At 31.4% G+C, this 24128-nt stretch carries 14 protein-coding genes; 6 read left to right on the top strand and 8 right to left on the bottom strand.

All coding sequences use genetic code 11. The features are described from left to right. Positions 1-4: 4 nt before the first annotated feature. From FRY74_RS08535 to FRY74_RS08525, 3 genes are read left to right on the top strand one after another with little or no spacing between them, the layout of a single operon-like run. The gene (locus FRY74_RS08535; RefSeq protein WP_170227988.1) at positions 5-1750 is read left to right on the top strand and encodes a POTRA domain-containing protein; all 1746 of its coding nucleotides are present in this window, start codon (positions 5-7) and stop codon (positions 1748-1750) included. Between the two features lie 45 nt (positions 1751-1795). Then, positions 1796-2617 carry a 2OG-Fe(II) oxygenase gene (locus FRY74_RS08530; RefSeq protein ID WP_147100508.1) on the top strand — a complete coding sequence of 274 codons (822 nt, stop codon included), beginning with the start codon at positions 1796-1798 and terminating at the stop codon, positions 2615-2617. Beyond that, positions 2617-4401 carry an ABC transporter ATP-binding protein gene (locus tag FRY74_RS08525; protein WP_147100506.1) on the top strand — a complete coding sequence of 595 codons (1785 nt, stop codon included), beginning with the start codon at positions 2617-2619 and terminating at the stop codon, positions 4399-4401. The genes FRY74_RS08530 and FRY74_RS08525 overlap by 1 nt, the downstream gene beginning before the upstream one ends. Before the next feature lie 8 nt (positions 4402-4409). On the opposite strand, the gene FRY74_RS08520 is transcribed toward FRY74_RS08525, so the two are convergent. Genes FRY74_RS08520 through guaB form a run of 5 tightly spaced genes read right to left on the bottom strand, consistent with a single transcriptional unit; the run spans position 4410 to position 11170 of the window. Further along, complete coding sequence (locus FRY74_RS08520; RefSeq protein ID WP_147100504.1) at positions 4410-5381, bottom strand: AAA family ATPase; 972 nt, start codon at positions 5379-5381, stop codon at positions 4410-4412. Positions 5382-5422: 41 nt separating this feature from the next. Beyond that, entirely contained in the window at positions 5423-6778 is a 1356-nt protein-coding gene (locus tag FRY74_RS08515; protein ID WP_147100502.1) for a peptidylprolyl isomerase, read from the bottom strand. Further along, positions 6759-7625 (bottom strand): hypothetical protein, encoded by an 867-nt coding sequence (locus FRY74_RS08510; RefSeq protein WP_147100500.1) that lies wholly within the window; start codon positions 7623-7625, stop codon positions 6759-6761. Before FRY74_RS08510 ends, FRY74_RS08515 begins: the two co-directional genes overlap by 20 nt. A gap of 50 nt (positions 7626-7675) precedes the next feature. Next, a complete protein-coding gene (locus FRY74_RS08505; protein WP_147100498.1) occupies positions 7676-9658 on the bottom strand; it encodes a peptidylprolyl isomerase in 1983 nt (660 codons plus the stop codon). A gap of 39 nt (positions 9659-9697) precedes the next feature. Next, positions 9698-11170: an IMP dehydrogenase gene (gene guaB, locus FRY74_RS08500; RefSeq protein ID WP_147100496.1), complete on the bottom strand. Its 1473-nt coding sequence runs from the start codon at positions 11168-11170 to the stop codon at positions 9698-9700. A gap of 112 nt (positions 11171-11282) precedes the next feature. Between guaB and FRY74_RS08495 the strand changes: the two genes are divergently transcribed. Continuing rightward, positions 11283-11525: a hypothetical protein gene (locus tag FRY74_RS08495; RefSeq protein ID WP_147100494.1), complete on the top strand. Its 243-nt coding sequence runs from the start codon at positions 11283-11285 to the stop codon at positions 11523-11525. Positions 11526-11565: 40 nt separating this feature from the next. Then, complete coding sequence (locus FRY74_RS08490) at positions 11566-12618, top strand: mechanosensitive ion channel family protein (protein WP_147100492.1); 1053 nt, start codon at positions 11566-11568, stop codon at positions 12616-12618. A 71-nt stretch (positions 12619-12689) separates the two neighbouring features. On the opposite strand, the gene FRY74_RS08485 is transcribed toward FRY74_RS08490, so the two are convergent. The 3 genes from FRY74_RS08485 to FRY74_RS08475 form a co-directional block, all read right to left on the bottom strand. After that, positions 12690-15374: a choice-of-anchor L domain-containing protein gene (locus FRY74_RS08485; protein ID WP_147100489.1), complete on the bottom strand. Its 2685-nt coding sequence runs from the start codon at positions 15372-15374 to the stop codon at positions 12690-12692. A 131-nt stretch (positions 15375-15505) separates the two neighbouring features. Continuing rightward, positions 15506-20611, bottom strand: coding sequence for a DUF7948 domain-containing protein (locus tag FRY74_RS08480; RefSeq protein ID WP_147100487.1), 5106 nt, complete (start codon positions 20609-20611; stop codon positions 15506-15508). A gap of 186 nt (positions 20612-20797) precedes the next feature. Beyond that, positions 20798-23425, bottom strand: a complete 2628-nt coding sequence (locus FRY74_RS08475) for a valine--tRNA ligase (protein ID WP_147100485.1) — start codon at positions 23423-23425, stop codon at positions 20798-20800. Between the two features lie 228 nt (positions 23426-23653). On the opposite strand from FRY74_RS08475, the gene FRY74_RS08470 reads away from it, so the two are divergent. Further along, complete coding sequence (locus FRY74_RS08470; RefSeq protein ID WP_147100483.1) at positions 23654-24121, top strand: DUF1573 domain-containing protein; 468 nt, start codon at positions 23654-23656, stop codon at positions 24119-24121. The last annotated feature ends 7 nt before the right edge of the window (positions 24122-24128 follow it).

The following is a 24128-nucleotide window of genomic DNA, read 5'->3' as shown; positions in this document are numbered from 1 at the left end:
AGCGTTGTACTATACAATTTTGGCTAAACTCAACTTCATATTATTTGTTCTAATTTTTAGTACTGCTCAACTTTTTGCACAAAAAATTGAGCTAAAATTGGTATTTAGTGATAGCCTAATAAAACCTTCAAAAATTATTAGCTACAATAAAATTATTAATCAGTTAGAATTAAAAACAGAACTAACAGCTATTGTAAATCAATTAAATAGTCAAGCTTATTTAACGGCAACTATAGATAGTGTTCTCATTGACTCTACTACCTATAAAGCATATATTCATTTAGGTAAACAGTACAAATGGACGTATTTAACCACAACCAATATTGATGAAGAAGTATTAAGTAAAGTTGGCTTTAGAGATAAAATCTTCATGAATCGACCTTTTAATAATAGACAACTCTATTCCTTTTATGAACGAATTATCACGCATTATGAAAATAATGGATTCCCATTTGCTTCATTAAAAATGGATAGCTTGGGCATTTATAACAATACCATTTCTGCTAATCTTAATCTTTCAAAAAATAAATTCTGTTTGGTTGATAGTGTTAAAATTATTGGCACAGCAACAATTTCTGATCGATACATCCAAAATTACATTCGAATAAAAAATGGAGATTATTACAATGAAACCTTAATAAAAACTATAAGCAATAGAATTAAAGAGCTTCCTTTTGTAGAGGAGGAACAACCATTTAAAATGATTTTCAAAGAAAATGAAAACGAGCTTCTTCTTAATCTTAAAAAGAAAAAAGCCAGTCGTTTTAATGGTGTTTTAGGTATTCAACCTGACAACAATACAGGCGAATTACGTTTTACCGGTGATGTAAAATTAAATCTTGTTAACTCATTTAAAAAAGGAGAAGAAATCGATTTTAACTGGAGATCTTTACAAAAAAGCACTCAAGATTTAAAAGCAAAATTTAGCTACCCCTTTCTGTTTAATACTCCTTTTGGATTAGATTTTAACTTTAAATTATTTAAAAAAGATACCACCTTTATAGATGTTTTTAATAAAATTGGAATTCGTTACATCCTAAAAGGGAATAACTATATGAGCGTGTTTTTTCAAAACAAATCATCGTCCCTATTATCTACTTCAGGTTTTGAAACGCTAACAGTTTTACCAAATTTTGCAGATATTTCTACTCAGCTTTATGGCATTAACTTTTATTATGCTAAACTAGATTATCGATTAAACCCTAGAAAAGGATACGAAATAGATACTGAAGGTGCGATAGGGACGAAAAAAATTAAAAAAAATAATGCCTTAGATGAAAGTTTGTATAATGACATAAAGCTCAAATCTAACCTTTATAATGTTAACTTAAACGCTAGTATATATCTTCCTATTAGAAACAGAAGTGTAATTAAAATTGGCACTCAAAATGGATTAACCTACAACGACAACCTTTTTGAAAATGAATTATTAAGAATAGGTGGTCTTTTTACATTAAGAGGATTTGATGAAGAATCAATTTATACATCATCTTATACTATTCAAACTATAGAATATCGTTTTATCTTAGAGCAAAACTCTTATCTTTATTTATTTGCAGATGGAGCATATTACGAAAATCGTAAAATCAATTCTAATATTTCAGATACTCCATATGGATTTGGAGCTGGTATGAGCTTTGAAACCAAAGCCGGAATTTTCTCTATTAGCTATGCTTTAGGTAAACAATTTGACAATCCAATGTTGTTTAAAAATGCAAAAGTTCACTTTGGTTTTGTGAACTACTTTTAAACTTAGATTTTACTTATCTTTGTTCGCTTGTAAACAATCATTTTAATGAAAAACATTATAAATCCTATCTATTTAGATGAAGAAAAAGTTCTTCAGCTAAAACACGATTTTGAAAATGGGAAACCATGTAAACATGTTGTTTTACCTAATTTTTTGGATGAAGAATTTGCGACTTCACTTTACGAGAATTTTCCTAAAATGGATATTTTAAATGTGAAGCGTAAAAGCTTAAACGAAAATAAAAACGAAGACTATCATTTTGATCGTTTTCATCCAGACTTTTTAGTAATAAAAAAAGCTTTAGCCCATCCTGATTTTATTAAAAATATAGAAACTATAACTGGTTTAACTGGTTTAGTTACATCTGATGACGCTTTAGGTGCTGGAGTTCATCAAGGCTCGAATGGAAGTTATGTTGATGTTCATATCGACTCTAACTACAACCCTATGGAAGACCTTTGGAGAAGGTTAAATTTTTTAATTTACCTAAATAAGGAATGGAAACCTGAATACGGCGGTGATTTAGAATTGTGGGATCAGAAAATGACAAAATGTGAAGCGACTATTCCTTGTGATTGGAATAGAGCTGTAATATTTTTAACTGACGAAACAACTCCTCATGGCTATGGAAAAATAACAGTTCCAGAAGGAGAGACACGAAAATCATTTTACACCTACTATTCTACTAAACCGGAAAAAGGTTTTAAGTATGTGGACTCTCATTTTAAAGCAAGACCAGATGATGCTATTGGTAAAAAAGTAGCAACATCTATAAAAGAACCTTTAAAATTAAATATCAAAAGATTATTAAAAAAACTAGGGATTACTTCTTTAGATTTTCAAGATAAAAACAAGAAAAAATTCTAATGGCGAGAAAAGATAGACCAAAATTTTCAAAAGAATCAACTAGAAAAGCTTTACGCGTATTCCAATTTATAAAACCATTTAGAGTTCCTTTTGGAATTGGAATGGTTGTTTTATTGTTCTCCACAGTGGCTATGTTAGCTTTTCCTAGAATATTAGGAAACTTAATGGATGCTGTAAAAAGCTCTTCTGACGCAGAAGTTAAATACTTTATCCAATTATTAATTGGATTGTTTTTTGTTATTGGTTTTTCTGCTTTTTTAAGAATTTATTTATTTGGAATTGTAGCTCACAAATCGTTAGCATTACTTAAGACAAAAACTTACCAGCATTTAATTTCATCTCCAATGAGTTTCTTTTCTCAAAAAAGAGTTGGTGAATTAAGCAGTAGAATTAGTGCTGATGTTTCATTATTACAAGAAACATTTACGATTACCATTGCTGAAATAATTCGTCAAATAATAACAATACCAGTTGGTTTATTTTTCTTGGTTTACATTTCTGGAAGGTTAACCGTTTTTATTATTGCATTAATCCCCGTTATTGCTTTAATAGGTGTTTTCTTTGGTAAGTTCATAAAAAAACTATCTGTTATTGCACAAGACGATATTACAGAATCTAACAAAGTGGTAGATGAAACTTTACATGGAATTGCTAGTGTAAAAGCGTACGCCAATGAGTTTTTTGAAATTTTACGCTACAATAAAAGTATAGACCAATCTGTAGCAACTTCAATTAAAAGAGCGAAATGGAGAGGAATGTTTATTGGCTTAATTATGTTTGTTGCTGGTTCTGGCTTAATGGCAATAATATGGTATGGTTTACACATGGTTGCGATTAACGAACTTGACCCAACTAAAGGTATTACTATAGGAGAATTATTACAGTTTGCTTTGTATGCTGCATTTATTGGTGTTTCGTTTGGAGGTACTGCCGATTTATTTTCACAACTACAAAAAGCGATTGGAGCTACCGAAAGTTTAATGGATATTTTGGAAGAAAAAACAGAAGATATCGCTTTAACAAAATCGAATTCAATTAAAATAGAAGGTAATTTAAGTTTTAATAATGTTAACTTTTCTTATCCTTCTAGAAGAGATATAGAAGTAATAAGGGATATTTCTTTTTCAGTAGAACATGGAAAGCAAATTGCTTTTGTTGGGCCAAGTGGAGCAGGTAAATCTACCATTGCAGCTTTAATTTTTGGTTTTTACAAACCCAATGAAGGAGATATCACAATTGATGGTATAGATTTTAATGAGTACCATCTATCAGAAATAAGAAGTCAGATGGCATTAGTACCACAAGAAGTAATGCTTTTTGGAGGAACCATAAAAGAAAATATTGAATATGGTAAACCTGGAGCAACTGACGAAGAAATTTTTGCTGCTGCTAAACAAGCCAATGCGTTAGAGTTTATTGAAAGTTTCCCTGAGAAATTTGAAACTATAGTTGGTGACAGAGGAATACAACTGAGTGGCGGACAAAAACAACGTGTTGCTATTGCTAGAGCAATATTAAGAGACCCTTCTATTTTGGTGTTAGATGAAGCAACAAGTGCTTTAGATAGCGAAAGCGAACGATTAGTTCAAGAAGCCTTAGAACGCTTAATGAAAGGACGTACATCTATTGTAATTGCACACCGATTAAGTACCATTAAAAATGCTGATAAAATATTGGTATTGGAAAACGGAAAAATTAAAGAAACTGGAACCCACGACGAATTGATTAAAAAGGAAAACGGGATTTACAAAAACTTGAGTAACATCCAGTTGATGGCGGTTTAAAATTTTTGTTACAATAAACTCTCAATTATCTTTTCAATAGAAAAACCATCTGCTTCAGCTTTGTAATTTCGTACAATACGATGTCTTAAAATTGGTTCAGCAACAGCTTTCACATCTTCAATATCTGGTGCATATTTACCATTAATAGCTGCATGGCACTTTGCTCCAATAATTAAATATTGAGAGGCTCTTGGTCCAGCTCCCCAACTTAAATAGTTGTTTACATTTTCGGTAGCAAACTCACTTCCTGCACGAGTACTTGTTGCCAACTTAACAGCATACTCAATAACATTATCGGTTACTGGCATTTTACGTATTAAGTTTTGAAAAAACACAATTTCTTCAGCACTCATAATGTGGTTTAATACCACATGATTATCAGTAGTCGTGCTTTTTACAATGGCTAGTTCTTCAGCATATTTTGGATAATCTACCCAAATGTTAAACATAAAACGGTCTAATTGTGCTTCTGGCAAAGGGTAAGTTCCCTCTTGTTCTATTGGGTTTTGTGTTGCTAATACAAAAAATGGGTTATCTAGCTTATATTGATGCCCCGCAGCAGTAACCGTTTTTTCTTGCATGGCTTCTAGTAAGGCTGCTTGCGTTTTAGGTGGTGTACGGTTAATCTCATCAGCCAAAATCATATTGGCAAAAATGGGTCCTTTTATAAATTTAAAATTCTTGTTCTCATCTAAAATTTCAGAACCTATAATATCTGAAGGCATTAAATCTGGTGTAAACTGAATACGGTTAAAGCTCAATCCTAATGCATCAGAAATGGTATTAATCAATAAGGTTTTAGCTAAACCTGGTACACCAACTAATAAGCAGTGTCCTCGACTAAAAACAGTAATTAATAGATTTTTAATTACGTCATCTTGCCCTACAATTACTTTCCCAATTTCTTTAGTTAGTAATTCGTATTTTTTTACAAAAGCATCAATTGCTTCAACATCATTTTGGTAAGGAGATTCAGCCATAGTTTATTATCAATTAATGATTCTAAAAATACTAAAAGTTATTAATTAGACCAGTTGTTATCAAACGAGCAATTCATATACTCATCATCAATTTTAATAAAAGTAGTCTTTATCTTATCTTTAATCCACTTTTGATTTGCCTCATTTTGCTTTCCAGCTAAAGCAGCTTCTTGTATTCTAGCGTAATCTGTTTCAAACTTAGCCTTATGAGGTTCAGTTTTACTTAGTAGTTTAATAATTCTATATCCTTTCTTTCCATCAAACGATTCGGCTGGTACAGGTTTAGATATCTCTCCTGGTTTCATATTATCTATAATATAAAATATTTGAGGATCAACTTGTTCTATATCTAAAATTGATGTACCTGTTTGAGGGCTCACCATTAACCCATCACTATTCTTTGTTTGTTTATCGTCAGAATATTTAAACGCCAATTCACCAAAAGTTAAAGTATCAGTTGTTATTAAATTATAGATACTATCTGCTTTTTGCTTTGCTAATAAAATTTGTTCCTCTTCTACTTGAACTTTAATTAAAATGTGCCGAGTATTTATTTTCTGTCCTCTTCTTTCTATTAATTGAATAATATGAAACCCAAATTGTGATTCAACTATTTCAGAGACTGTGCTGTTTTTTAATTTAAAAGCGGTGGTAGAATATTCTGGAACTAAATCAGCTCTTCCTAAAAAACCAAGTTCTCCTCCTTTTTTAGCAGAGCCTTCATCTTCAGAATATAAAACAGCTAACGTAGAAAATTGTTCTCCATTTATTATTCTTTCTCTAATTCCATTTAAACGCTCTCTAGCTTGATTTTTAGCAGCATCGCTCTCTTTTGCATTTATTAATATTTGAGCCACCTCAACTTCTGAATTAACTGTTGGTATGCTATCTTCTGGTAATCCTTTATAAAAGTTCTTTACTTCTTCTGGGGTTACTTTCACCCCTCCTGTAATATTTCCTTGCATCATCTGAACAATTAATTGTTCTTCAACAATAACTCTAAACTCATTCTTAATTTCAATCATCGATTTTTTATAGTATTGTTCTAAACGTTGTTCTGAACCAACTTGAGAAATAAAATAGTTTAATCTTCTATTCATCTCCGATTCAACTTGAGCCTCTGTAACCTCTACGCTATCAATTGCTGCTTGGTTTAACAATAATTTTTGAAACAAAACCTCTTCAAATAATTGACATTTAGCAGCATCATCAATAATAACCCCTTGAGCTTTTAAAGATGTAATCTGATTTTCAATTTCAGATTTTAAAACTATTTTATCACCAACTGTAGCTACAATTCCATCTATCACTTTTCCACCTTCATTTTGTGAAAAACCAACCAAACTTGTGAATAGTAATGAAAATGCAATTAAGCTATTAAGGTTTATTTTCTTCATTTTTATATATTTCAAATTCTTTTTTCTGTAATGCTTCTTGATACAATTCTTGCTTCATTTTACTTACCAACTCCAACTTCCTTCTATTAATAATAATGTTTTTTATATTCTTTTTCTCAAAGCTAAGAGGCGAAACATCTGTTTCAAGCTTATAATCTTTAAAATATACAAAATAGTAAGATAATGAATCTTCTATTTCAGTATACTTAACATTTTTTAAATAACCTGATTTATCACTAACATTGATCGGTACTTCTTTTAATACTTCATCAAACAATATCCACTCATTTTCATTTAAGTGAAACTTTTCAGCAAATTGATGAGAAAACTCTTTTAGCTGTTCTACATCTTCTGCTTTAGTAGATTTATAATACTTTCTAATCTTTTTAATATTTGGTGCCTGCTTTGTTACTTTCAAATATCTTACCTTAACAATATCGTCTTTTAAATCAAAATTATGTTCATTTTGTTCATAATATAACTTAATTTCTTGATCAGAAACATTAGTATCTAATCGTTGATTAATTAATTCTCCTTCATAGGTATAAATAACCAAGGTATTTCTATAATCTTCTAATTGTTTAGTGAAATTTTTTTGTTCTGATTTTAAATTCAATTCAGCTTTTTCAAGTATCAAATTTTGTTTAATCCACTTTTGGATATAATTATTAGCAATCAATAAACTATCTTCAGTAGAAGCATCAAAAGGGATTACTTCTTTTAGTTCTGAATCAAATAAAATTTTATTTTGAACTCGAGCAATAGCATTTTCTTCAATTTTTTCTTCAAATAAATTGCATGAAACAAAAGAAAAGGTTATAAATAATATGAAGATTAAATTTCTCATTAGTTTAAAGTCAATAAAAAGAGCTGTGAATTACAGCTCTTTTTATTTTATTACTTTACAAGTTTTAAAGCTTCATTATTTACAGTAACCTTATAATTGCTTTTTAGATTTTCTACCCATTCTTTTTCTAAATAATTTTGATAATCTGATGTAACTAAACCTCTAACTTCATTTAACTGCTTAGGTTCTGGCTTTAAAACTTCATTTATCACCACAATATTTACATTTTTATCTGCAACATTTTTAATAGTAGTACCTGCTTTCCATTCAACTTTATCAACCAATTCATTTTGTCCTTTTTCATATTTACCCTCCTCAATAGATAAAGCTAATTGACTATCAACATTTACCATTTTTAAAATGTCATTATTAGAATAACCTTTCTTAGCTTTCTTTTTTAAGATTTTTTCTAAGTTAGCCGCTACTTTTTCATCACTACATTTATAAATAGTTACATCAGCTCTCTCTCCCCACATGTAATTATTTTTGTTTTTATCATAAAAAGCTTGTAAACCTGTAGAATCTTTTATTGCTTTAGACCAAACTTTTTTATCTGTCAACTCGAATAATAAAATTCCATCTCTATATTCTTGATATAATAATTTATATTCTAGATTGGTTTTAGGTAAACGATTCTCTTTAAATTTAAGTGCTTCTTCTTCCAATACTTGGCTGTATAATTTATTCACTAACTCAACAACTTTTGGAGCATTTTTTGGATTAACTTTTGGTTTATTTTGCTCTAAGTATTGAGCAAAATCAGTTTGAGTAAATTCAATTTTATCTCCATCAGCAGCATAGAATCCAAACATTAATTTCGTTAGTGATTTTGCTTTTTCAGCAGTCCAAGTGCCATTTAATAAATCATCTTCAGAAATAATTTTATAAAAATCGTTACGTTCAGATAAATTCTCAACAAACTTATTTTCAGTTTTAATTCTATCAATAACTACATCTTTACTTTTGTTTGCTCTTGAATCTCTACTTACTTTAGATTTTAATGAATTGTATAAATTCTCGTAAGAATCCAATTCAATTAATTCTAAACGTTGAATAATGTGGAAACCATAATCTGTTCTTATTGGAGTACCAATAGCTCCATCAACTGTTAAAGCAAATGCTGATTCTTCAAATTCGGCAACCATCTTACCTGCTGTAAATGGAGCTAATTCACCACCTCTTGAACCTGAATTTTTATCATCAGAATATTGTTTAGCTAATGCTTTAAACTGACTAGGATCTTCTTTAAGTTTTGAATAAATCTCATTTATTTTAGTCTCTTGCTCTTTCACTTTTTCTTCGGTGGCATCTTTTGCACACTGAAGCATAATATGAGCAACTCTAATTGTTCCTCTTGCTTGTCGCTTATCATTTAATTTAATAATATGATAACCAAACCTTGTTCTAACAGGATTTGAAATTTCACCAACTTTTAAATTATACGTTGCCGTTTCAAAAGGATAAACCATATGAAGAGCTGAAAAATAACCTAAATTTCCTTTATTAGTTTTTGCTGAAGGATCAGAAGACATTTCTTCTGCAACTTTTTCAAAAGACTCTCCTTTCATTATTCTTTGTTTAGCTTTTAAAGCTAAATTATAGGCTGCTAAAGTATCTTTAGGTAATGCATCAGCCCCAACATTAAATAAAATATGACTGGCATTTACATCAAATTTCATTCTTTCGTAAGCTTCTTTTATTAATCCTTCTGTCACTTCTCTATCCGATAAGTATGGTTGAATTAATTGCTTTCGATATCCTTCCAATTCTTTTATGAAAGCAGCAGTCGTATCATAACCTAACTCTTCAGCTTCAGTTACTTTAAGTTTAAATTTAATGTATAAGTCTAAATATTCTTTAACTGACTCTTCAGTTATTTTAGTGTCTTTCGTATTGTTCTTTTTAAATATGGCATTGAACTCAGACAATAAAACATTTTTATCTTTTATGGTTAATAAAATAGGATCATTATCTTGAGCTTTTGCTAAAAATGATGTTAGTGCAATTAATAGTAATAAACTTATTTTTCTCATAATACTTTACCTTTTTATAATTATATAAATAATAAAATTTTAACGTCTTGAATAATTAGGTGCTTCTCTTGTAATTGTAATATTATGTGGATGACTCTCTGTAAATCCTGCACTTGTTATTCTTACAAATTTTGCATTTTTTAATTCTTCTAAATTACGTGCCCCACAATATCCCATTCCAGCTCTCAAACCTCCTACCATCTGGTAAATAACTTCACTTAAAAACCCTTTATAAGGTACTCTTCCCGAAATTCCTTCAGGAACCAATTTACTGATATCATCTTCAGCATCTTGAAAATACCTATCTTTTGAACCTTTTTGCATTGCTTCAATTGACCCCATTCCTCTGTATGCCTTAAATTTTCTTCCTTCGTAAATAATAGCTTCTCCTGGAGACTCATCTACACCTGCAAACAAAGAACCAGCCATAATTGAATCTGCTCCTCCAGATAATGCTTTAACAATATCTCCTGTAAAGCGAATTCCACCATCTGCAATTAATGGAACATCTGTTCCTTTTAACCCTTCAGCTACCATCATAACCGCAGATAATTGAGGCACACCAACACCAGCGATTATTCTAGTTGTACATATAGAACCTGGACCAATACCAACTTTTACTGCGTCTGCACCAGCATCAGCTAAATCTTTAGCCGCTTGTGTAGTTGCTATATTACCAACAACAACTTGTAAATCAGGATAAACTGATTTAACTTTTTTTAATGTATCTATCACTCCTTTCGAATGACCATGAGCAGTATCAATTACTATAGCGTCGACTCCTGCTTTATAAAGTGCATCTACTCTATCCATAATATCTGCAGTTACACCAACACCAGCAGCAACTCTTAATCTTCCATAAGTATCCTTACAAGCATTAGGTTTCAATTGTACCTTAGTAATGTCTTTGTATGTAATTAAACCTTTTAACTTATTATTGGCATCAACTACTGGTAATTTCTCAATTTTATGTTGTTGCAATATCTCTCTTGCTTTATCTAAATCTGTTCCTTCAACTGCAGTTATAATATTATTACTAGTCATAACATCTCTAACAGGAGTTGTCATAACTTTCTGGAATCTTAAATCTCTATTTGTTACAATTCCAACTAAATTATTTTCTGAATCAACAACTGGTATGCCTCCAATTTTAAATTCACTCATTAGTTTTAATGCGTCTCCTACATTTGAATCAACAGAAATTGTAACAGGGTCTTGAATCATTCCACTTTCTGAACGTTTTACTTTTCTAACTTTGTCAGCTTGTTCTGCAATAGTCATGTTTTTGTGTAAAACACCTATTCCTCCTTCCTGAGCAATAGCTATTGCTAGTTTAGATTCTGTTACAGTATCCATTGCAGCAGAAACCACAGGAATATTCAACCTTATTTTTTTTGTAAATTGTGTTGAGATATCAACATCTCTAGGTAAAACTTCTGAATAAGATGGTGCCATTAAAACATCATCATAAGTTAATCCTTCTCCTATAAATTTATCTGATAATTCACTCATAATTGCTTTCTAAAAATTGAGGCGAAAGTACTAAAAATAGTTCATTTCAACACGTTAAAATTTGTTAATCATTGTAACTTCAACATCTAAAGTTTATTGTAATTTTACTTTTATGAACTCAAACAATATTTTCCCAATCTTCAGAAAATATAAAAATGAAAAATCATTTTTTAAAATTATTTCCAAAACTGAATTTGAGGAGGTTAAATTATTAAAAGATAAAGCTGAAATTCATCACTTTACAGCAAACATTTTACCTGATTTCAACTTCATTTCAGATATGATTAGTGATTTTGAACCCTACTGGGAAATTTCATCTGAAAAAGAATTTGAAACAATAAAATCAAAAATTTAGTTTTTTTCTGATTTTACTAACTTTGAAGAAAAATATAATTATGGAAGATTTTTTAGCAAAAGAATTTTATTACAACACCGTTGGTGATTGGTCTATTACCTTTCTTATAATACTTGGAGCTGTAATTATAGGTAAAATTGTATACTGGTTTTTTGGTAAAATAGTAAAAAAACTTACGAGCAAAACAAAAACAAAAATTGACGATATAATTGTTGACATGATAGAAGAACCTATTGTCTTAGCAATTACAATTTTTGGCTTATGGTATGGATTAAACCGATTAGAATTTACTGATTTTTGGTATGCTTGGATGGGAAAAGTTTATCACATCTTAATTGCAATTAATATTACATGGTTAATTGCTCGATTGGTAGATGCAATTATAGAGGAATACATTGTTCCATTAACCGAAAAAACTGAAAGTGATTTAGACGACCAAATAATGCCTATTGTTCAGAAAGGATTAAGATCTATAATATGGATTTTGGGAGTAATTGTCGCTCTAAATAATGCTGGTTATGATGTTGGAGCTTTAATCGCTGGTTTAGGAATTGGAGGGTTAGCATTAGCTATGGCTGCAAAAGACTCTGTATCCAACATTTTTGGCGGTATTATGATTTTTACCGACAAACCTTTTAAGGTAGGAGATAGAATTAAAATTGGAGGTTTTGATGGCTCTATAGAAGAAATTGGAATTAGAATTAGTAGAATGAGAACCCTTGAAGGAAGATTAGTAACAATTCCTAACTCTCAGTTTATAGGTAATATGGTTGAAAATGTTACAGCTGAACCAACTAGGAAAGTAATTTTAAATATTGGATTAATTTACGATACTACTGCTGAACAAGTAGAACAAGGCATTTCTTTATTAAAAGAAATTGCAGCAACTAACGAAAATGTTGAAAACAATTTTTTAGTTTCTTTTAATGCCTTTGGTGATTTTTCTTTAGGAATTCTTTTTATCTATTACATTAAAAAGGAAGGAGATATTCTTCAAACCCAAACAGAAATTAACTTAGAAATTTTAAAACAATTTAATGCTAAAGGTTTAGAAATGGCATTCCCCACTCAAACTATTTATACAAAATCCTAGAAAGAAAGAAAAATAATTAACAAATAAAAAAGGCAGCTATATAGCTGCCTTTTTTATTTGTTATGCTTTAATTAATTCTTACCAATTAGGGTTACATATCCGGTAACTAATTTTTCTTCATTACTACATACATCCGTATATCTCAACTCATAAAAATAAGTACCATCATTTGAACCTTTACCGTCCCAATTATCTTGAGCATCTGTAGATTCAAAAACTGTTTGACCCCATCTATTAAAAATTCTTATACTATAATCCTGAGTTTGATCAATTCCTAAGAAAACCAATTCATCATTCATACCATCTCCATTTGGTGTAAACACATTTGGTATTATTCCAGATGATTCTTCCAATTCTATAAAGTCAGCATTGTATGAAAATGATTTAGCACCACAATCATCATTAAATAATGTTACAACAATTGTATAATTTCCAAACGTAGCATATTCATATGAAATTACTGTATCTTCACTAAATGTAGTTCCATCTCCCATATCCCAGAAAATAGAATCTGCATTTGCTAATGAGGCTGCTAACTCGACTTTATAATCTACAGCCTCACATGGAACTGGTGGCACATAATCCATGCTTACATTTATAGCTGGTAATGAATTAATAACCACATCAAAACTAGCAGTCTCATAAATATTACATGTAGATGAATCAATAGCTGTAAAAGTTACAGTATAAGTTCCGTTACTTGCATAAGTATAAGTTGGATCTATTTGAGTGGATGTTCCTACTCCATCACCAAAATCCCATATATTTTGTGGAGGCCCAGGATTTCCAGATGAAAAGTCAACTGTTAAATTACCTTCACATTCATTAATTGAATCAGGAACAACAGCTGTTACAGCTGTAAAAACAGGATTAAAATGAACTGTATCAGTTAAAGTAGCACTAGTATTACATTGTAAGTCATAAGCTTCAAATGTCACTATAAAATCTCCATTTGAAGTATAAGTATGATTAACCAATGTATCATTAATATATGTAGTTCCTTCTCCCATACTCCAATACAATGAATCTGCTCCAGTACCTGTAAATGCCAAACTTACAGTCAACGAATCTTGACAATCATTGTATGGAGGAATAGTAAATTGAGCATCTAAAACCTCTGCTGGAGTTAAAGTAATGTCAAAATAAGCTGTATCTGCAATATTACAAGTGTTTGAATCGATTGCAACATACATTACAGTATAACTTCCTGTATCAGCATAAGTATAGGTTACATTATCTAATGTAGATGTGTCATTTGGAGCAATATCTCCAAAATCCCAAAAACTATTTGGAGGAGGAGTTCCTCCAGATGTGAAGTCAACACTGAATGGCGCCCCACAAAATTCCTGATCTCCTGGAGTTGTAGCTGTTACAGCTGTAAAAACAGGGTTAAAACGAATTGTATCTTTAATTGTATTAAATCCTCCACAGGCAAAATCATATGCTTGAAAAGTAAGAATATAATTTCCGTTTGTATAATAAGTATATGAAATCAATGTGTCATTAATAAATGTGTCTCCATTGCCCATATCCCAATACAATGAGTCAGCTCCTGAGCCTGTGAATGCTAATAGAATGGTTAAACTATCTTGACAAGGGTTATAAGGTGGTATATCTATTTGTGCATCTAGTGTTCCTGTTTGTATTACATCTACAGTAAAATAAGCTGTATCAGCTTGAACACATGGAGATGGATCATCAGCCACATACATAACAACATAAGTACCTGAATCTGCATAAGTATGATTAACAGTATCTAGATTTGTTAAAATAGTTCCATCTCCTAGATCCCAATAACTTGCAGGTGGTGGATTTGGACCTGTGTTAAATGTTACATTAAAAGGAGATCCACATAATTGGATATTTGAAGGTACATCAGCAGTTGTTGCATCTAACGCTCCATTAGAAGAGAAACTACCTGCTTCTAAAAAAACTCCTGAATCATAACCTCCATCACCAGCATCTGCAATTGCCATCTTAATATGATAGGTTAAACCACAAACTACTGGAGCAATAACTGGAAGTGAAACTGTTCTTCCATCATAAGTATAATTTGAAACTCCAGGATGATTAACATAAAATACATTATAAGATGTCCATGCTGGATCTATTGCATTACAGTTGGAAGCAGTCCCACTAGAACCTGCAACACCTAAATTTATTGTGTTAATTGCAACTGCTGTATTTGTAAAAGTTCCAGGAATAGAAGGATTAGGTACTAATGCAATATTTTGAGAATTATAAGTACCCCCTAATGGATTAGTGCCAGTTAAAAAAAAACCAAAAACATCATTATACCCCGAACAAACAAACTCATTATATTCTTCAGAAGCAAAAACATAATTAAAACTCAAAGTGTCTCCTAAAGGAATAAAATCAAACTCAACTATTGTTTGATCATAAAGAGTATTTGTAGCAATAACCGACAGATCTGGATCTTGACCAGAATTTCCTCCTCCACCTAGACTCGAACTACCTGAAGTATTATTCTGTGAAGCTAAATCAATATCTCCTGAGCCTAAAATTAATCCATTTGGCAATCCAATACTTGATGATGCATCAGTAAATTCACCAACCATCGGTTCATTCACATTTGCAGGATTGCCATTAATAGTTATATTACTTACAGATACTCCTGACCCTAATAAAACATTTTGAATATAATATTCAACAGTATTGGAATTATCAGTTACTACTTGAGCTTGTGAGAATAAGCTTAAGAAAAATAGTGTGCATAATATATATATATATTTCATATGTTTGATTTAAAGCATTTTATATATTAATCATCTAAAATATAAACATATTTTTAATATTCAAATTAAGTTAAAAAAAAAAGAGAAAATCGAATGATTTTCTCTTTTTAATGCAATTATTTAACAAAAAATTAATTCTTTCCAATTAGGGTTACATATCCGGTAACTAATTTTTCTTCATTACTACATACATCCGTATATCTCAACTCATAAAAATAAGTACCATCATTTGAACCTTTACCGTCCCAATTATCTTGAGCATCTGTAGATTCAAAAACTGTTTGACCCCATCTATTAAAAATTCTTATACTATAATTCTCAGTATTATCTACTCCTAAAAAGACTAATTCATCATTAAAGCCATCTCCATTAGGTGTAAAAACATTAGGAACAATACCTGATGATTCAGCTAACTCAATAAAAGTTGCTCCATTAGAAAATACTTTAGGAGCACATCCTTCTTTAAATAAAGTAACAGTAATTGCATAAGTTCCCGGACCAGCATATTCATAAGAAATTATTGTGTCATTAATAAATTCTGTCCCATCACCCATCGTCCAATAAATAGAATCAGCTCCTTCTGCATTTGCAGCTAATTCAACTGAATAATTTATTGCTTCACAAGGAACTGGCGGAACATATTCAAAATTAACACTCAACTCTGGTATTAAATTCACTGTAATTGGGAAATACATTGTATCAGCAATATTACAAGTATTAGAATCAATTGCTACAAAAAATCCATTATAAGTACCAGAAGTTAAATAAGTATGAACTGGGTCAATACTTGTTGAAGTATTTCCATCTCCAAAATCCCAATAATTTTGAGGAGGAGCTGGATTTCCAGATGAAAAATTAACAGCTAAATTAGAACCACAAACATCAACATTAGGGTTGATTGAAGTGTTTACTTGTGCATTAGTAGGGAAAAAACGTACTGTATCACTAATTGACTCAGTAACATTACAATCAAAATCATAAGCAAGTAGTTCAATAATAAATTCACCTGGTGTGGTGTAGGTATAATTAACATTTTGATCATTAACAAAAACATCTCCATTCCCCATATTCCAATACAATGAATCAGCTCCAGTTCCTGTAAAACTAAGATTGACATTCAAAGTAGATTGGCATGGATCATAAGGAGGTATTACAAATTGAGCGTCTAACTCCTCAGGTTGAATTATTGAAATATTAAAATACGCAGTATCAGCAATATTACAAGTTGACGAATCAATTGCAACTGACATTACAACATAACTTCCTGTATCTGCATAAGTATGTGTTGGAGTGTAATCAACACCTATTCCTAATGTTGTTCCATCTCCAAAATCCCAAAACGTATTTGGAGGCGTTCCTCCGGCGTCAAAATCAACATTAAAAGGAGCAGCACATATCGTTTGATCTCCTGGATCAACTGCTGTTACTGAAGTAAACACTGGATTAAAATCTATTGTATCCATTATTGTAGCACTTGTACTACAAGCAAATTCATACGCTTGCATCTCTACATAATATGTTCCTGGAGTATTATAAGTATAGCTAAAATTAACACTATCAATATAAGTTGTGCCATCACCCATATTCCAATATAAAGAATCTGCTCCTGCTCCTGTAAATGAATAATCTACAGTTAAACCACCGGTAGTACATGGATCATAAGCAGGTATTACGATTTGTGCATCTAACGCAGCTGGTTGAATAAGAGTAATATTAAAATATGCTGTATCAGCAATATTACATGTTGAAGAATCAATTGCTACTGACATTACAACATAACTGCCTGTATCTGCATATGTATGTGTTGGAGTGTAATCAACACCTATTCCTAATGTTGTTCCATCTCCAAAATCCCAAAATGTATTTGCAGGAGTACCTCCAGCATCAAAATCTACATTAAATGGTGCATTACATATTGTTTGATCACCTGGATCAACTGCAGTAACAGATGTAAATACAGGGTTAAAATCAATAGTATCTATTATTGAAACAAACCCTCCACATGCAAATTCATAAGCTTGCATCTCTACATAATAAGTACCCGGAGTATTATATATATAGTTAAAGTTAACACTATCACTATAGGTAGTTCCATCACCCATATCCCACCAAAGTGAATCTGCTCCAGAGCCTGTGAAATTATAGTTCACAGTTAAACCACCAACAGAACACGGGTCATAAGATGGTATATTAATTTGAGCATCTAATGTACCTGTTTGAATAACGTCTACTGTAAAATAAGCTGTGTCAGAAAAATTACAAGAGTTAGAATCAATTGCTACAGACATCACTATATATGTACCAGAATCTGCATAAGTGTGAGTTGGATTATAATCAACTCCTACTCCAAGTGTAGTTCCATCTCCAAAATCCCAATAAGTATTCGGAGGTGTTCCTCCTGCATCAAAAGTCACATCAAAAGGTGGATTACATAATGTTTGAGGCCCAGGATCAACTGCAGTAACAGACGTAAATACTGGGTTAAAATCTATAGTATCCTTAATTGATACAAATCCACCACATGCAAATTCATAGGCTTGCATCTCTACATAGTATGTGCCAGGTGTGTTATAAGTATAACTAAAGTCAACACTATCAATATATGTTGTGCCATTACCCATATCCCACCAAAGAGAATCGGCTCCAGTTCCTGTAAAGTTATAATCTACAGTTAGTCCTCCAACAGTACAAGGATCATAAGGAGGTATATCTATACTTGCCGTCAATGTTCCTGTTTGGATAACATCTACAGTGAAATATACTGTATCAGCAATATTACATGAAGAAGAGTCGATAGCTACATACATTACCGTATAAGTACCAGAATCAGCATAAGTATGTGTTGGAGTATAATCAACCCCTACCCCTAAAGTTGTTGCATCTCCAAAGTCCCAATAAGTATTAGGTGGAGGAGTTGTTCCTGCATCAAAATTAACATCAAACGGAGGGTTACAAAGTGTTTGAGGTCCTGGGTCAATTGCGCTTGCAGTAACTCCTTGAAAATCTAAACCAATTTTTATGGCTCCGAAATTACAATTAGAGGATCCGTTAGTGCTAGAGTATGCTCCAGGCGAAGTAGGAAAATTATTACCACCTCCACAAGCAGCACAAACGCCTTGGTAAATTGTTCCTTTCTTATCAAAACGAGAAGTACCACCATCAACATGTTCGTCAGAAGAAGCATCCCCAAAGTATGTACCATACAATAAACTTTGAGCATCTCTCTCTAATACAATAAAATAAAAGTCACTACCATCAGTTGTTCCATCTATTGCATTCGCAGTTACAGGCATACCTGTAGTTGACCCTTCATTGTTAGAGCCCCCTCCCCAACCTGCTACATAAATATTACTACAATTATCAACTAAAAACGCTGTAATAGAAATATCTACGGCAGTATTTGAGCCTGAACCGAAAACCGTACTAAAATCTGTAGTGGTTAAATCACCACTCATTTTATGAATAAATTGAGGTGAATTTGCATTACTATAAACTCCTCCAGAAACAGGATAAGCACCTTTTGACTGTCCAGTTGCAAAAATATCACCAAATTTATCTACTTCTAAAATATAAGCTTGATCATAAGAATTTGTACCAATATAAGTTAATGCATTTAATGACCCATCTGCATTATTTAAAACACCAATATACCCATCTGTTGAACCTCCATAAGTAGGCTTTATAACACCCGGAGTCGTTCCAATATCATTACTTACTGTACCTCCACATACTGCCACAGTATTATTCGACTCATTCACCCTTATAGAATATCCAGCATCACCGCTAGAACCTCCCATATATGTAGACCAATGCAAAACATCTAGAGTTGCTGAAAATTTTGAAACTACAGCGTCATAATTACCTGCTCTATTTGGTTGATGACAACCTGCAGTTGTAGGATAATTTGTAGAGTTTGAAGTAGAAGCAATATAAATATCTCCATTATTATCAATTACTACCTCTCCTCTATTTTCATCAGAGTAGTTAAAGTTTAAATTTGTATTTAATGATAAACCGTCATTTCCACTTCCTCCAATATATGTACTTCCTATTAAAGCATTTCCTGCTGCATTTAATTTAGTAACGAAAATATCAGACCCTCCTGTAAATTGTGCTGAATTCGGACTGACAGTATTACCTCCACTATGAGAAGTACTATATGCCCCTGGACTTGTAGGGAAATTAGTAGAGGCTGTTACTCCTAAAATTACAAGTTCACCTGCTGCATTTGTTACTAAACTATGGGGCTGATCTGCTCTACTGCCTCCTAAATAAGTTGCATATACTCTTGCAGTTCCAGTTGGATTATATTTTATAATTGCAGCATCTATTACACCTCCAAAAGAAACATCATAAGCACCTGCTGTAGTTGGAAAACCACTTGCAAATGCTATACCTCCTCCATAAAAATTTCCATTATCATCGTAAGTTGCTGTAAACCCCCAGTTATCAGCTGTAGAGCCTGTTAAAGTTGAAAACACCCAAGTTGGATCAATAATTAGTTCTTCATTTGTATTATATCCGTCAGGAAATGTAAAAGAAACGTTATTTCCATTTAAAACAAACTTACATCTTACATTGGTTTTTACCCCATTTATTGTTTGATAAGCTACTGGTGCTAGTTCTTTCACATGCGTATTTGGCAACTCTACTTCTAATGAACCATTATTTAAACTTAAAGATGAAACACCTTCATAGTTTATAAGAATATCATTAGGATTACCCCCTACTTTTACAATAAAATCATATTTCAAAAAATCATCTTTAGGATAAACTTCTGCATCAATATTATCATAAATATTATTATAATTTAAATGATAGAAAGACTTAACACCTGAAGCCCATTTTGTAGGATCATTACCTCTTAAATAATTTTTAACTCCTTCCATTTCCTCATTCCCAGATACCGAAACTGATGAATTTGAATTTACAAAATTCATTTTATAAACATTTTTCCTTAACATTAGTTCAGAGTCATCAGCAAGCTCTCTACCTTTTTTCGTATGTCTCCTCTGGTATAGCTGATTTAAGTCTTCTTCAGAATAAAGGTCAAATGTAAATGCATTTGATTCAAAATAAATATCTCCAACATGAAGTTTTGTATGATATTTAACAACTTTATTTATCTGACCTTTATTTTCTGTAAAATGAAAATCTGATTCAGAATTTTTATGCCCATGAGCAAAAGTGAATACATTTGCTAAAGTTAGCAAGGCTAGTAAGAAAATATTCTTCATATTTTTATTCAATTTAATTTATGTTTTGAGAGTAGACTACTATATCTACATTAAAGTTGCACCGAATATATAAAAAAAAGCACATTAATGTGCTTTTTTTATAGTATTAACAAATAATTAATTTCGACGAATAATATTTAACAAATTATTTTATTCAAAAAACAAAGAGGCTAAAACAAGATTTCTTTAATTTAAACTAGCCAACTGCTCCTCTAAAACTTTAATTTTAGCTTCAGCATCTATTTTTTTCTTTTGCTCTGCAGCTACTACTTGCTCTGGTGCACCTGAAACAAATTTTTCGTTACTTAATTTTTTATTTGCAATATTTAACGACCCTTTTGCATATTCTAATTCAGCTTTAATCTTTTCAATTTCAGCCTCTACATCAACATTTCCTGCTAAAGGAATATAATACTCATTACTTTTTACTACAAATGAGAAAGCTCCATCAACTTTATTATCAACATAAGTTAAGCTTGATAAATTAGTTAATTTACTAACTAAAGTATCTAAATCTAGATTAATATTTTCGTTTTTCTTAACCAATAATTCAATCTGGTCTTTATTAGCTATATTTTTCGATTTACGTAAAGTTCTTATTTCAGAAATAACATTTGTGGTATACTCAAAATCAGCTAACAAATGCATATTAACTTTACCAGTTTTTGGATAATCCAACAACATAATTGTTTCACCTTCTTTTCTTTCTTCAATATTTTGCCATAACTCCTCCGTTACAAATGGCATAAAAGGATGCAATACTTTTAATAGTTGTTCGAAATAGTTAATAGTAACTTTAAGAGTAGCTTTATCAATTGGCTTTAAGTACTCTGGCTTTACACATTCTAAGTACCAAGAACAGAAGTCGTTCCATATTAATTTATAAGTACTCATTAAAGCATCTGACAACCTATATTTTGAAAAATTGTCTTCAATAGAAATTAATGTTCCATTTAATTTAGAATCGAACCATTCAATAGCAATCTTAGCACTTTCTGGCTGTGTTAATGACTCATCAACTTCCCAACCTTTTACCAATCTAAATGCATTCCAAATTTTAGTTGAAAATTTACCCCCTTGTTCTAATAAAGACTCATCAAACAATAAATCATTACCTGCAGCTGCACATGAAAGCATCCCAAAACGAACACTATCAGCACCATAAGTATCAATTAAACCCAAGGCATCAGGAGAATTCCCTAGAGATTTACTCATCTTTCTTCGCTGCTTATCTCTCACCATCCCGGTAAAATAAACATCCTTAAAAGGTTGTTCATTTTTAAATTCATATCCTGCAAATATCATTCGAGCAACCCAAAAGAAAATAATATCCCAACCTGTAACCAAAACATTAGTTGGGTAATAATAGTCTATTTCTGTTTTATCTTCTCCAAATCCATCAAATACAGAAATTGGCCATAACCAAGAAGAAAACCATGTATCTACAACATCTTCATCTTGTCTTAAATCATCTAACTTTAAACTTGAATTACCTGACTCTATTTTAGCTAACTCTAAAGCTTCTTCTTTAGTCTCCGCAATAACATAATCGTTAACTTCATTATAATAATAAGCGGGGATTTGTTGTCCCCACCATAGTTGACGAGAAATTGGCCACTCTCTAATATTCTCTAACCAGTGATTATAAGTGTTTTTAAATTTTGATGGATAAAACTGTATGTCATCATTCATTACATGTTCTAAAGCTGGCTTTACCATTTCATCCATCTTTACGAACCATTGAAGAGACAATTTAGGCTCAACTACTGTATCAGGATTTCTTTCTGAAAAACCAACATTATTTGTAATTTCCTCAACCTTAACTAACTGCCCTTTCTCTTCTAATAATTTAGCTACTTTTTTACGAACAACAAAACGATCCTCTCCTACGAATATTCCTGCAACCTCACTAATAGTTCCATCATCATTAAAAGTATCTATCACTTCTAAATTATGACGTTGTCCAATTTCATAATCATTTGTATCATGTGCTGGAGTAACTTTTAACATTCCTGTCCCAAACTCAATATCTATATAATCATCACAAATAATTGGCACTTCTCTTCCAACCATTGGAACAATTACTTTTTTACCATGTAAATGAAAGTAACGTTCATCTTTTGGGTGAACACATACTGCACTATCTCCCATTATTGTTTCAGGACGAGTTGTAGCTATTACAATGTATTCATCACTATCAGCTAATTTATATTTAACATGATACAATTTAGACTGAACATCTTTACGGATTACTTCTTCATTAGATAAAGTTGTTTGGGCTGTTGGATCCCAATTTACAATCTTCCAATCTTTATATATGTATCCTTTTTTATGTAACTCAACAAAAGAATGAATTACAGCTTCATTCAGTTTAGGTTCCATAGTAAAACGAGTTCTATTCCAATCGCAACTTGCTCCTAATCTTTTTAATTGATCAAGTATAATACCTCCATACTTATCCTTCCATTCGTATGCATGTTCTAAAAACTTTTCTCTTCCTATATCTCTTTTGTTTATACCTTTTTCTCTTAAAAGATTTACCACTTTTGATTCTGTAGCAATAGATGCATGATCAGTACCAGGAACCCAACATGCATTCTTCCCTTCCATACGCGCTTTTCTAATCAATACATCTTGAATTGTATTATTTAACATATGCCCCATATGTAAAACACCCGTAACATTTGGAGGTGGAATTACAATTGTATATGGCTCTCTATCATCTGGAACTGAGCTGAAAAAATCATTTTTCATCCAGTATTCATACCATTTACTTTCTATATCTTTTGGTGAATAGTTTTTTGCAATCTCCATTACTTGTGTATTAATTATAAAATCTATTGTATTTTTAAGTCAGCAAATGTAACATTTTACGATGCAAGATTCAATAGAATATAATGCTGAAAATTATTATTTGGCATAATATTAGATAGTATCGATGTTGTGTTGATATTCATTTTGTTAAAGAAGTGTTAATAACATTTATTACAAAAGAGATTAACCATAAGTTTGTTTACGAAAAATCAATTAAAACTAAAAACTATGAAAAAAGTATTATTATCGTTTGGGTTAGTTGTTTGTACCATTATAGGTATGCAAGCACAAGACACTAAAGTTGATGCTGCTGCAACTACTATTGACAACCCAAATGCACCAGTAATGACATTTGAGACTGAAGTTATTGACTACGGTACAATTGAACAAGGTGCTGATGGTGTTAGAGAATTTGTATTTACTAACACTGGTAAAGAACCATTAATTATTTCAAACTCTAGAGGAAGTTGTGGATGTACAGTTCCAACATGGCCAAAAGAACCAATTTTACCTGGTGAAAAATCTGTAATTAAGGTAAAATATGACACTAAGAGATTAGGTGCTATTAATAAGTCAGTTACAATTACTTCAAATGCTACTGAAGCAACTAAAGTAATTAGAATTAAAGGAAATATTATTGCTCCTAAAACAACTCCAGTAAAAGAGAACGCTACTGGTGCTCCAGTTGCAAATTAAGATATTA

Origin of the sequence: Vicingus serpentipes (genome assembly GCF_007993035.1) — a bacterium.
Classification (GTDB): Bacteria; Bacteroidota; Bacteroidia; order Flavobacteriales_E; family Vicingaceae; genus Vicingus; species Vicingus serpentipes.
This window is presented reverse-complemented; position numbering and strand designations above follow the sequence as displayed.